The sequence below is a fragment of the Acidobacteriota bacterium genome (assembly GCA_016703965.1).
GTDB lineage: Bacteria > Acidobacteriota > Blastocatellia > Pyrinomonadales > Pyrinomonadaceae > OLB17.
The window spans coordinates 989,914-1,002,500 of sequence record JADJBB010000025.1 but is presented as its reverse complement, the minus strand read 5'-3'; the positions used below and the strand labels follow the sequence as shown (position 1 = coordinate 1,002,500).

The window sequence follows — 12,587 nt, the reverse complement described above, 5'->3', positions numbered from 1 at the left end:
AGGAATCTGACCTTAGTACGAGAGGACCGGGTTGGGTTGACCTCTAGTGTACGTGTTATGGCGCCAGCCGTATCGCACGGTAGCTATGTCGAGCATGGATAAACGCTGAATGCATCTAAGCGTGAAGCCAGTCCTAAGATTAATATTGCCAGTGAGACTCGTGGAAGACCACCACGTTGATAGGCTAGAGATGTAAGTGCAGTAATGTATTTAGTTGACTAGTACTAATTGTCCCAAGGCTTGACCATAAAATTTGTTGACTAGCAAATTTTAATGCAATAGCAGCTCGTAGTGGACTCACAATGTATTCAGTTGTTAGATATCAAGATTTGAAAATTCGTTTTGATCTTGCCGCAAACCGGCAGCCTGTGAAGCAGGCTTTCAAAACATCAATTTTCCGGTGATATTGTCGGTAGGGTCACACCCGTTCCCATCCCGAACACGGAAGTTAAGCTTACTGGAGCCGATGATACTGCAGCTTTCAATTGTGGGAAAGTAGGAAGTCGCCGGATTTAATTTAGGAAAAGCCCGTTCAATTTGAGCGGGCTTTTTCGTGTTATAATTGCCTTATGAATACGGTAGAAGCATTGAAGCAAACTGAAATAGCGATAGCTCGTCTTTCGGATGCTGATCGCAGAAGACTGTTCCGGAAATTCGCTCGCGGATATGATGGCGGGATCGAGAAGAAAGACGGTGTAATGGGCGGAGCGGCTTGTATCCGTAATACTCGGATTCCAGTATGGCTCCTTCATCAAGCTCGAGTCTTGGGGATGAGCGAAGGAGATCTATTAAAAAGCTATCCCGGATTGACCGCCGAGGATCTTGTGAATGCGTGGGACTACGTTAACTTGAACCTTGAGGAGATCGAGTCGCAGATCGCGAGAAATGAGAGCGACGACTAATGTTTTTTTAGCCGGATGAGAATTTTCCTCTGCCCGTCGTCGTCGAACTTCGCCGACTTGGTCATGACGTTCTAACAGCGTTCGAAGACGGGCGGGCGAATAGAGCGATAGCGGACGAGTTAGTTTTGGCCAGGTCACGAAATCTTAACCGAGTTTTGCTTACGATCAATCGCACAGATTTTAGGCTCCTACATAGATCTGGCCAGCAGCATGCCGGGATAGTGATTTGCACCTTAGATATTGATTTGCCCGGCCAAGCAAGTCGAATCGATCGAGCATGCAGTGAGATAGATGACGCGTCCGGACAACTTATCCGAGTGAACCGCTCGGCTTAGATAATGCCTTGATGGCTTCTGACAGACGCTCGACCTCTTCCTCACTCGTATAACAAGCAAATCCAACTCTCACAAGTCCCTCAATACCCAGTTGTTCCACGATCGTAGCGGCGTAGAAATCTCCGTTTGAAGTGAATAGGCCTTTTTCGGCTAGTTGGCTGGTGACGGATTCGGAGGTTTTGCCTTCGATGGTGAAGGAGATGGTTGAGGTTCTGGGCATGTGGGGGGGCGGGCCGTAGACTTTTACGCCTTTCATTTGGGTTAGGGCGTTCCAGAATGTTGTGGTGAGTTCGTGCTGGCGGTGGTGCAGCTCTTCGAAGGCGGCGGCGAGGCGTTCGCGGCGGGTGCCTTGGCTGGCGAGCGACGCGATAAAGTTAACTGCTGCGGCGGCTCCGGCGATGCCTTCGTGGTTTTGGGTGCCGGTTTCGGCCCGTTCGGGCGAATAGTTTGGGGCCGGTTTTAGTTTGGGGAAATCGATCTGTTTGAGCAGGCCTTTGCGGCCGTAGAGAATGCCCATGTGCGGGCCGTAGAATTTATAGGACGAACAGGCCAGGAAATCGCAATCGATCTTTTTAACATCGATCAGGTTGTGCGCCGCGTAATGAACGGCATCGACGAAGGTCAACGCCCCGGCCGCTTTCGCCTTTCCAACCGCTTTTTCGATGTCATTGATCGTGCCGAGTGCATTCGATGCTGCTCCGATTGCGAGCAGACGGGTTTTATCGCTCAATAGATTCGCGAGAACGTCGAGTTCGAGCTGGCCGCTCTCCGTGTTCATCGGGATCTTTCGGATGACTACGCCGCGATCTCTTTCCAGTGATGCCCAGGTATCGACGTTGGCGTGATGATCGAGTTCAGTGACGATGATCTCGTCGCCTGCGTTCATCTCGCGGCCGAGCGAGCGGGCAAGGTGGAACGTCAGCGTCGTCATATTCTGGCCGTAAACGATCTCATCCGGCTCCGCATTCAAAAATCCGCCATCGCCTGCCGCGAATCTTCGATGATCTCATCCGTCTCGCGGCTCGTCGTGTACGCCCAATGCGTATTGGCATTGTGGTTGTACATGTAGTCATTCATCGCCTCGACCACGCTCCGTGGAACCTGCGTGCCGCCGGGCCCGTCGAAATATGCGACCGGATGACCATCTATGATTCGCTCAAGAGCTGGGAATTGTTGTCGGATCTCTTCGACGGATTTCACTGAGTTGGCTGCGGGATTCACGTTTTCCATACTTGAGAGATTATACAAGAGTCAGAACCGTCTCGACGAGTCAGAACCGCCTGCGTGAGCGGGCGGAACGTACTATAAATTTCGAACCGCCTCGTTGCCCGTAGCAGTTCTCCCGTCGACTTCAATTCCGCCCGCTTACGCAGGCGGTTCTGACTTGGGGAAATTGGTAAAGGAATTACGGCGATCAAACGTTTGACCAATCGCGGAAATTACTCTACCAAACTAGTGCAAAAGACCCAGGAACCGTGCAAAAGCCTTTGACCTATCCATCGCTTTCGAGCGACTACTCAACACTACAGTTCGATCGTCGGGCCCAATGATCATCGGTCGACCGATTTCGAAAAGACAAAAGTGTGAAACGATTCACATTTAAATGGCCAATCTCGAAGCCGACAAAACGGTGAAATTAAGCAATCAGGAAAATCTCACCCCCGCATTTGATATCAGAGATAGGGAACCTGGCACCCAGTGACTAAATTATTGCAACATAAGCCCGATCAAAACGATATAATTGTCTAGGCTTCGATTTGCGATGAACTTCGAGAAATTCTTCCGACTGGTCTCATATGCTGCCCTTTTCTGCGGCTTTTTTTCGCTGTGGATCTCGGGAACTTTTGGGGCGGTAATAACCATCGGTTTCGCGGTCATCTTCGTTGTAGCATGGCTGCTTGAGGATTCACGCTGGCAGATCGGTGAGCGTACGGGAACGGCGTTGATAGTCCTTGCTCTGCCAGTGTTTTACGGGCTTTGGTACACCAACTTTCTCGCTCAGCCGAGTAGTTCCACGCCCTGGATCGCCGGGCTTCTTGCCCGGATGATCGTATGCCTGACGGGGATAAAGCTCTTACAGCGAAAGAGCGATCGCGATTGGATCTTTCTGTATCTGATGGCTTTCTTTCAAGTACTCCTCGCCGCCGGGTTGAGTATCAGCGGGCTTTATCTTGTCTCTTTCATTCTATACCTGCTTTTAATGGTCAGCGCGATCATTGCGTTCGAGATCAGAAAAACGGCCAGAACAGTTGAGCTAAAGATCGCCGGAAAAGCAACCGACAAGCGGACTCAGATCTCGGAATCAAAGATGACAATGCGCGTCCGCCGCGTTCCGGCGATGTCTGTGGCTCTCATCGTATTTATCATTGCCCTGGCTATTCCGATGTTCTTCATGCTGCCGCGCGTCGGCGGAGCCGGCTTTGGCGGGAATCAGAGCGGCCTTAAGACCTCAGGATTCTCTGAAAGGGTAAGACTCGGGGACTTTGGCAGGATCGTCGAGAATGACAGCGTAGTGATGCGCGTCAAATTTGAGGATTCAGCAGCGATAACCAACAACCTTTATTTTCGGGGCGTAGCGCTTGATTCATTCGACAACAAAAGCTGGAGCCGGTCGAACTCCGGGCAAAAGGTACCGTATCCCAAGATCAGCCGCGACACGATACGTCTGAATGACCCAACCGGACGCGAGCCGCTACTCGTTCAGACGGTCTATCTGGAACCTCTCGACACGCAGGTGCTGTTTGCCTTGCCGACCGCAGTAGCGGTTCAGGGAGCGTTCGACATACTGTATCTAGATAGTTACGGCTCGATCAATCACACCAGAACGGCTGAACGAATCACTTACAAGGTTGCATCGGATCGGAGTGTTCCAAATTCTGATCTGCTTCGTGCTGACAAACAGGCATATTCGACGGATGTGCAGAATTACAGGTCGCTTCCGCCTGTCTATGATCTGAAGATCGCAGATCTCGCGATTGAAGTTACCGCCTCGAGTAAAAATAGATACGATAAGGCTCTGGCGGTAGAATCCTACCTGCAAACGAACTATGGCTATACTCTCGAGCAAAAAGCCGGTGGTAAGGAGCCGCTTTCCGACTTTTTGTTCAACGTTAAGGAAGGCCATTGTGAGTATTTCGCTACCGCGATGGCGATAATGCTGCGGACTCAGGGAATAGCGACCCGGATCGTCAATGGCTTTCACGGCGGGGAATATAACGATACTTCCGGGATGACGGTCGTTCGGCAGCGGCACGCTCATGCATGGGTCGAGGTCTATTTTCCCGGGGAAGATGCGTGGGTGACCTTCGATCCGACGCCATTTTCCGGGCAGCCGGGCGGCGGGGCGGCAACCGGTTTAGCGGGAACCTTCGGAAAATATGTCGATGCGCTCGAGGCGATCTGGATCGAGTATTTTGTTGCATTCGATGATCAGGAACAGCGTTCACTCGGGCGTTCGGTTCGCAGCGGATTTATTGAATATCAGGCAAAATTCGCATCATTTGTCGGGATTACGACAGATCTGGCGGCCGAATGGTTGAAAGAAGTTCGGGGCGATAAGGGTTTACAGGCGAGCCTGGCAGCCGTCGTTTATGGAGCAGTTCTATTGATCGGCTCCGTCCTGGGAATCTTTTTAGTTATTTGGGTCATCAAAAAGATCATCAACTTGAGGGTGTGGAGACGTTTATTCGAACGGTTCTTCGCAAAGAAGAGTAATTCGATCGTTGAGTTCTATCAAAGGCTGATCTCGATCCTAGAGGCTCAAGGATTAAAAAGGCAGGCGTTTCAAACGCCGCTCGAGTTTGCTTATGCCGTCGATCTGCCCGAAGTGCTTACGATAACGGAGTGGTATCAGGAGGTCCGGTTCGGGAAGTACGATCTTACGCGAGAGGAAGCAAATGAGATCAGTGTTTTGCTGGAACGGTTAGAAAAAAGGGGGAAAGCAGAATGAGCACGGAAAAGAAGTTTTTTTTAGCTACCATTACCGTTGGTGTCTATGCCATGGTCATGTTTACTGCGGCCGGTTTTTTTTATGATGGCTACCGGGAACTGATCGATAAATGCGGACGATTCTCTTACGCCGATTGCTATGCAAATGATGCAATAGTAGTAAGTTCTCTCAGCCTTAGGGCCGGAACGGCGGTATTCGCCCTTTTAGGAGCGGTTTCGTGGATGGTCGCGTCGTATCTTGGCCTGCGTTGGGCGAAACTGCGCGGGTCCGTTCGACTACCGTGATATGGAGTTTGGGGCTGGAACGCTACTGAAACGCGTTCCTTTCCCGAACTTCCGAAACTAATTACTGTCATCGCTATCCGACTTTTTCTTGTCTTCTGCCGACGGCGATGCAGGGGCTGAGCCTTTAATTGTCAGCTTGCCGGATTTGCTGTCGATCTTTTTGCCTTCAGCATCGGAAAGTGTGGCTTCGACGGCGTATTCGCCTGGAAGTGGTGACGAGAACGATTGCCAAAGCTGCTTCGAACCTTCGAAATCGACGGTGTTCGTTCCCACCTCGGCCCCTTTAGACTTACCCTGAACATCTTCGTACGTTATCTTCCAGGTCAGTTTGTATTTGCCTTCCGGGGCATTACTTACCGAGGCCAACGCATAGATGTCTTCGCCAGTGTTGAAGGTTGTCGTTGCGGGATCGGCCTTATTGTTCTTACCAAACTTAAGCTCACTGATATTAGCGGTGGTAAAGCCGCCACTGCAGGCGGCCGCTATCGCGATCAGCAGCCCGAGGGCAAAAATCGCAGAAATATTCTTGATCATATATCTCCTCCCAACTAAAAAAATTAAAATGCCTTAGGATCGAATGCTGAGAGTGTAGCCAAAGGCGGGCGGAACAGCAAGTCGATCCGTATTCAATGTGGTATTCTAATCGTTTGGTTATTAGCCTAATACGCTGTTTTTTATGAAGAAAGTTGGATTTGTCAGTCTCGGATGTCCAAAAAATCTCGTCGATAGCGAGGTAATGATGGGCCAGCTTGCGGCGGCGGGCTACGAGATAACCAATAACGCCGACGAAGCTGACACTGTTGTCGTTAATACGTGCGGTTTTATTGAGTCCGCCAAACAGGAATCGATCGACACCATTCTCGAGGCAACACGATGGAAATCGGACGGAGCTGCTTCTCGCATCATCGTTGCAGGCTGCCTGGTCGAGCGATATCGTGACGAGTTGATGAAAGAGCTTCCTGAGGTTGATGCCTTCATCGGAACCTCGCAGATCGGCGAGATACTTAACGCGGCCGATGAGACGTTTGATTCAAGACAGTTAACGATCTCGCCTATTGGCAATAAAACCTCGACCTACCTCTATGATTTTGACACCCCGCGGATACGAGCGACCGATTCACATACGGCATTCATAAAGATCGCAGAGGGCTGCGATCGCCCGTGTGCTTTCTGTTCGATCCCGGGAATGCGCGGCTCATTCAGATCGCGGCGATTTGGTTCGATCATCGAGGAAGCCCGTAATCTCGGAAAGCAAGGTGTCAAGGAACTTGTTTTGATCGCTCAGGACTCGTCGCGATATGGCGAGGATCTCGGCGAAGTCGATGCTCTCGCCGCTTTAATACGGGCTCTCGGTGAGATCGACGAGATCGAGTGGGTTCGCGTAATGTATGCGTACCCAACCCATATCTCCGACGCGTTTCTTGCAGCTATCGCTGAAACTCCAAAAGCCGTTAAGTATCTCGACATGCCGCTCCAGCATGCATCACGAAATGTACTCAAGCTGATGAAACGGGGCGGAACACGGGAATCGCTCGAAAAGCTGATCAAACGCGTACGCGAAAGCGTTCCGGGAATCACCATCCGTACCACCTTTATTACGGGTTTTCCTGGCGAAACCAGTGAGGATTTTGAGGAGTTGATGGAGTTTGTCAGAAACTGCCGGTTCGATAACGTCGGTGTATTTACCTACTCAGATGAAGAGGGAACACCAGCATTTGATCTGCCTAACAAGGTCGATCCAAGGGTAGCGAAACAACGCCGCAACCGCCTGATGAAGGAACAGGCAAAGATCAGTCGACAGCTTAATAAGGCTAAGGTCGGCGGGACGTTCAAGGTGATTTTTGAAGGCTTGTCACAGGAATCTGATCTGCTTTTTCAAGGCCGTCTTGAGGGGCAGACGCAGGAGATCGACGGTTATATTCTGATTAACGACATGCCGGATGATCTTCAGCCAAAGGTTGGTGAGATCTACGACGTCAAGATCACCGAAGCCCATGATTATGACCTGATCGGTATGATCGTGTGAAAATACTAGCAACCGTCCGAGGTTATTGACTATCTTATCGGCCGGGATACGAAAAATTGGTTGATATTGGATCGGTAATGTCCTAGAATCCTTGTTAAAATAACTATACAGAAGGTGTTTTCTGCGGTATGAAGAATAGTAAGTATTTAGCAATTTTGGTTTTGTTGATCTTTGCGGTTTCGGCCTTTGGGCAAAAAGACAAGCCGTACCAGAAATGGGGAAAGGAAGATGCTCTTAAGCTTCTAAATGATTCAGCCTGGTCAAAGCCCTATCAATCGAATGTCGGCCAGGCCAATGCAGCCGCCGGCCAAATACGACGCGAACAAGGCCAAACTTCGAGCAGTGGTGGCTCGGATCCGCGTAGCGTTGCACGTGATTTTGGTCCGCCTCCAGTCACCCTTCGCCTTCACTCGGCATTGCCCATTCGACAGGCTATCGTTCGTCTCCAGCAGATCGATCTGGGTTACGACAAAATGAGCGAGGCTGATAAAGCGGCGTTCGACAAGAGCAAAGAAGGCTTTCTAAAGTGTGCGATCTGTACGGACTATTATGTTGTAACGCTAACGAAAGCGGTCGATGCGTCGAAATCGACGGTTGAAGAAGGGGTCTTTCAGGGCATGACGCTCGCTGAGCTGAAAGGCAATATCAAGCTCGTTAATGAAAAGGGGGAAGAGCGAGAACTGGTAGAATTTAATGCTCCGAAAGGACCACGAGACCAGACGGTTTTCTATTTCAAGAGAACTAACGAAGCCGGCGTCCCGCTGTTCACGGCCGACTCAAAAGAGGTGAAATTCGTATTCAGCCCGACCTTCCTCGAGGCAAAGAATCGATTCGCCTATCTCCTGCCTAGAACTTTTGAATTTAAGGCTTCAAAAATGGTCGTCGATAATGTTTTGATCTTTTAATGAATCCCCAAACAGAATGACGGAAAAGAGCTTGCTCCGGCAGGCTCTTTTTTTTCTCTATGGCCGGGTTAGTCTATATATGAGCAAGGCGGCTCTCTTTGTGAGCATTAGCAAAGAATCGATTTGAGCGATCTCGCCTTTTGCGTGCGAATTTCGGCCGCCTCCGATACCGATCCCATCGAGGCTCGGGATGATTCCGGAAACAAAAGCAACGTCGCCCGCACCTCGGTCTCCCGGATCCAGAGCGTCAACCTTCCCAAACCCTAGATCTTGACTTACCTTGTCGAGTTTTTTCAGCAGTTCATAATTTCCTTCGCTTGGAGTCATTGCCGGCAGTCCGTCAAAGAACGTGATCTTGGAGCTCGTCCCGGGCAGGTTTTTTGCGACTATCTCGAGCATGCGCGACCGTGCTTTTTCTTTCTGCTCCTCACTGATAAAACGAAGGTCGCCATTTACGACCAGTTTTGCGGGGACCACGTTTGTCTTTCCCGTCGCGGAGCCTGACGCGTCTTTTAGATCCACAGTCGTGCCGCCAAGGATCAGCGACGGATTGAACGTGAGATATTTCTCGCTGCCGAGCGTCTCGCGAAATGCATTAAGGATTCGCGACGCCTCAAATATCGCACCGTTTCCCATGCTCTCACGAAAGATCTGGCTGGAGTGCCCCGTTTTCGCTTCGATCTCCAGCTTCCACGAACTTGAACCGCGTCTTCCCACAGTTGCAGTATTTCCGACCGTACCCTCGAAACTAAGAGAGAGATCGCTCCGCTTCGCGGCACTGATCATATCGCCGCGGCTGACCTCGACAGGATCAACCGAATCCTCTTCGTCGCCGGTCAGCATAACTATGATTCGAGTATCTTTCAGTGTTCCAGCTGCGTGCAATGCACGTAGTGCCTGGAGCAGTATCACGTTCCCGCCCTTCATGTCGCCGATCCCGGTGCCGTGTACGGTGTTCCCGTCGAGGCGATATTTTTCTCCGCGAAGGACCGTATCAAGATGTCCTAGTAATAAAAGCCTCTTGCCTTTCGACCCATTCGTTTCGGCTATCAGATGGCCGGCTCGTTTCATTTCCGGAGGAAGGTTGAGCCATTTGGCGGTTAATCCCAGGGCTTCGAATTCTCTTGAAAATAGAAGGCCGACAGCTTTCACTCCGCTTATGTCTTCGGTCGGGCTTTCGATGTTCACAGCCTTTTCGATCATTGATATTGCTGCCGAATTGTTTTTGTCGATATAGTCAACGATCTTTCTCTCGGTTGGATCAATCGTTTGGGCGAAAGCACTCGGGACACACATCAAAAGAAAGGCGATGCATAAGATATACGACAAAAAGTTGGTCTTCATATATAGGGTTGTCTACTCCAGATCAGTTTCCATCGTGGCTGAAAACGATCCAACCGTCAAGGAATTGAGAAGATTATTCGGGAAGAGGATAAACCGCCAAATCCTACAAAAATGTCGGAGAAATCAAAAAATAGTTATGACCCGGCTGGGTAACTTTGACCGCACTTTTTGTTGATATAGAATCTCACCTTTGGAAATCCCTCGCGATTAAAGATGTTTATTAGCTAGAAAAATTCAGGAGATATAATGAACGCAAAAAATGTATTAGGTTATGCTGCCGATCAAGAGGCAAGGTTCGTATCTGTTCGATTTACAGACCTTATTGGTTCTTGGCACCATCTGACCTTTCCGATCTCGCAGTTATCGGAAGACAGTTTTGAGGATGGTTTTGGTTTTGATGCATCGAGTCTTCGGGGTTGGGCAGCGATCCATGAATCGGACATGCTTCTCGTTCCGGATCCCTCGCGATTTTGGATCGATCCATTTACCGAAGACACAACTCTCTGCTTGATCGCGAATGCCGTCGATCCGATCACGAAAGAAGGCTATTGGCTCGATCCGCGCTCGGTTGCTCAGCGTGCGGAAAGCTACTTAAAGTTTACCGGTATTGCTGACACGATCAACGTTGGCCCGGAAGCGGAGTTTTTCATCTTCGACGAAGCTAATTACCACAATAACCAACACTCTGCCGGATTTTATGTCAATTCGGAAGAAGGCCACTGGAACTCGGGCCGTTCAGGTTCACTCGAAAATCCCAACAACGGGTATCACATTCGGCCTAAAGAGGGTTATGTGCCGGTCGCTCCGCTCGACACGCTAATAGATATTCGAAACACGATATCGTCGATCCTCGACGAGGTCGGTATCAACGTCGAATGTCATCACCATGAAGTCGCCACTGCGGGACAGTGCGAGATCGATTTCAAATTCTCAAACCTCTTGCATACCGCCGACAACTTGATGCTCTTCAAATATGTTGTCAAAAACACGGCTCACGCAGCCGGCAAATCGGCGACCTTCATGCCGAAACCGATATATGGCGATAACGGTTCAGGTATGCATTGCCATCAGTCACTTTGGAAAGACGGCAGCCCTTTGTTTGCGGGTGATCAGTATGCAGGTCTTTCCGAGATCGCGAAGTTCTACATCGGCGGCTTGCTCAAGCATGCACCTGCCCTCGTAGGCTTTGCGGCTCCGACGACGAACAGCTACAAACGCCTCGTTCCGGGCTTTGAAGCTCCGGTCAATCTTGCTTATTCAGCTCGTAACCGTTCGGCGGCGGTTAGAATTCCTATGTTTTCGTCCTCACCGAAGGCTAAACGCCTTGAGTTCCGTCCGCCGGATCCATCGTGCAATCCGTACCTGACCTTTGCTGCACTTCTCATGGCGGGTCTTGATGGTATCCAAAACCGCATCGATCCGGGCGAACCGCTCGACAAGGATATTTACGATCTTCCGCCGGAAGAATTGGCGAATGTTCCATCGCTGCCGGGCAGCCTTGACGAAGCCTTGGATGCTTTGGAAAATGATCACGAATTCCTGCTCAAGGGCGATGTCTTCACTGAATCGATGGTCGAACGCTGGATAACCTACAAGCGCGATAACGAGATCACGCCGCTTCGTCTGCGTCCGCATCCGCTCGAATTCAGTATGTATTACGACATCTAAATCGTTGATTTATTTGGAAAAGAAAAGCGCGGGCGGGTCGAACGATCTGCCCGCTTTTTGATATCCTATCTAGAATGAAAGTTGAACCGGTTCTTCTACAGGGTGAATTTGTACGGCTCGAACCTATGCGGGTCGATCACCTTCCCGCGCTGTGCAAGGTCGGCCTCGATCCTTCGTTGTGGGAACTGACAGCCAATATTGTAAACGACGCCAGCGACCTCGAACGTTATGTTCGATCTGCCCTAGCTGATCAGATGCTCGGAAAAGCGATCCCTTTTGTAACTATTGAGCGAGAGTCGGGAACAGTTGTCGGCTCGACGCGTTTTGGCAACATCGACACCGCAAATCGCAAGACAGAGATCGGATGGACTTGGATCAATCCAAAATGGCAAAGAACAGCGATCAACACCGAGGCCAAACTTCTAATGCTCACGCACGCATTTGAAGTGTGGAAGTGCATTCGCGTTGAATTCAAAACCGATGTGAAGAACGAACGTTCTAGAAATGCGATGAAACGCATCGGTTGCGTCGAGGAAGGTGTTCTGAGAAATCACATGATCACCGAAAATGGGCGTTTTCGCGACTCGATCTATTTTAGTATCGTTGATTCGGAATGGCCGAAAGTGAAAGAATACCTTATGTCTAAGCTGGCGGTGCCTGCGTAATGAAGAAATCTCTTCTACTTGCTGCTTGCCTATTCGCACTCGGTTGTTCGCGTGCACCAGTTTCGAATGCCGGAAAAACCCACGACGTTGTTTCCAACGAAACCAGGCCGCCGGATCCGATATCGAACTCGATCGCCGCTAATAATCCTCGCGACAAAAAGAACAAAAAAGAGCGGCCGGATGAAAACCCGTCGGCGACGCCGGCACCAGCGGAGTTTCGGGCTGCGCCGGAGAATTCCGAGGCATCGGTGATGATGAATGCAGACGGATCGATCACGGAGATCAGAATTTTCAAGGACCATCCGCTTATCGCGAAAGTTGAAGCCACCTGGTCCGACCCGACAAGCAAAAGCCTAAAAGTATACTTAAAGAGCGGCAAGATCGTTACGGCGAAAACCGATAAGATCCCTAACCTGCAGGCGGTCGCGAGCGATTTCATCTTGCAGGCGGCAGGCATCAGATCTTCCGCGGCCAAGGGCGAGCGTCCGCGAGTTATCGGCGAAAAATAG

The 12,587-nt window shown here is 50.4% G+C and carries 11 protein-coding genes, 2 rRNA genes and 1 pseudogene (1 of these 14 running past the window's edge); 11 read left to right on the top strand and 3 right to left on the bottom strand.

The genetic code is table 11. The features are described 5' to 3' along the window. The 4 genes from IPG22_22105 to IPG22_22090 all read left to right on the top strand — a co-directional run. A 23S ribosomal RNA gene (locus IPG22_22105) occupies positions 1–248 on the top strand (it extends 2,639 nt beyond the left edge of the window). A 148-nt stretch (positions 249–396) separates the two neighbouring features. Further along, a 5S ribosomal RNA gene (gene rrf, locus IPG22_22100) occupies positions 397–512 on the top strand. Positions 513–569: 57 nt separating this feature from the next. Then, the gene (locus tag IPG22_22095) at positions 570–902 is read left to right on the top strand and encodes a DUF433 domain-containing protein (protein MBK6590967.1); all 333 of its coding nucleotides are present in this window, start codon (positions 570–572) and stop codon (positions 900–902) included. A 29-nt stretch (positions 903–931) separates the two neighbouring features. Beyond that, a complete protein-coding gene (locus IPG22_22090) occupies positions 932–1,237 on the top strand; it encodes a DUF5615 family PIN-like protein (GenBank protein ID MBK6590966.1) in 306 nt (101 codons plus the stop codon). Here the strand turns inward: IPG22_22090 and IPG22_22085 are convergent. After that, a pseudogene (locus tag IPG22_22085) lies at positions 1,212–2,467 on the bottom strand (cysteine desulfurase-like protein). The gene IPG22_22090 and the pseudogene IPG22_22085 overlap by 26 nt on opposite strands. 532 nt (positions 2,468–2,999) lie before the next feature. Between IPG22_22085 and IPG22_22080 the strand changes: the two are divergent. Both IPG22_22080 and IPG22_22075 read left to right on the top strand, forming a co-directional pair. Then, positions 3,000–5,186 (top strand): DUF3488 domain-containing protein, encoded by a 2,187-nt coding sequence (locus IPG22_22080; GenBank protein MBK6590965.1) that lies wholly within the window; start codon positions 3,000–3,002, stop codon positions 5,184–5,186. Continuing rightward, a complete protein-coding gene (locus IPG22_22075; GenBank protein MBK6590964.1) occupies positions 5,183–5,470 on the top strand; it encodes a hypothetical protein in 288 nt (95 codons plus the stop codon). Before IPG22_22080 ends, IPG22_22075 begins: the two co-directional genes overlap by 4 nt. A 57-nt stretch (positions 5,471–5,527) precedes the next feature. On the opposite strand, the gene IPG22_22070 is transcribed toward IPG22_22075, so the two are convergent. After that, positions 5,528–6,004 carry a hypothetical protein gene (locus tag IPG22_22070; protein ID MBK6590963.1) on the bottom strand — a complete coding sequence of 159 codons (477 nt, stop codon included), beginning with the start codon at positions 6,002–6,004 and terminating at the stop codon, positions 5,528–5,530. 142 nt (positions 6,005–6,146) lie between these two features. On the opposite strand from IPG22_22070, the gene rimO reads away from it, so the two are divergent. After that, positions 6,147–7,496 (top strand): 30S ribosomal protein S12 methylthiotransferase RimO, encoded by a 1,350-nt coding sequence (gene rimO, locus IPG22_22065; GenBank protein MBK6590962.1) that lies wholly within the window; start codon positions 6,147–6,149, stop codon positions 7,494–7,496. 128 nt (positions 7,497–7,624) lie between these two features. Beyond that, positions 7,625–8,401: a hypothetical protein gene (locus IPG22_22060; GenBank protein MBK6590961.1), complete on the top strand. Its 777-nt coding sequence runs from the start codon at positions 7,625–7,627 to the stop codon at positions 8,399–8,401. 57 nt (positions 8,402–8,458) lie between these two features. Here IPG22_22060 and IPG22_22055 read toward each other — a convergent pair whose 3' ends face one another. Next, positions 8,459–9,745, bottom strand: coding sequence for a M20/M25/M40 family metallo-hydrolase (locus tag IPG22_22055; protein ID MBK6590960.1), 1,287 nt, complete (start codon positions 9,743–9,745; stop codon positions 8,459–8,461). Between the two features lie 246 nt (positions 9,746–9,991). On the opposite strand from IPG22_22055, the gene glnA reads away from it, so the two are divergent. The 3 genes from glnA (at position 9,992) to IPG22_22040 (ending at position 12,587) form a co-directional block, all read left to right on the top strand. Further along, complete coding sequence (gene glnA / locus IPG22_22050; GenBank protein MBK6590959.1) at positions 9,992–11,413, top strand: type I glutamate--ammonia ligase; 1,422 nt, start codon at positions 9,992–9,994, stop codon at positions 11,411–11,413. Positions 11,414–11,487: 74 nt separating this feature from the next. Beyond that, positions 11,488–12,078 (top strand): GNAT family N-acetyltransferase, encoded by a 591-nt coding sequence (locus IPG22_22045; protein MBK6590958.1) that lies wholly within the window; start codon positions 11,488–11,490, stop codon positions 12,076–12,078. Continuing rightward, complete coding sequence (locus IPG22_22040; protein MBK6590957.1) at positions 12,078–12,587, top strand: hypothetical protein; 510 nt, start codon at positions 12,078–12,080, stop codon at positions 12,585–12,587. The genes IPG22_22045 and IPG22_22040 overlap by 1 nt, the downstream gene beginning before the upstream one ends.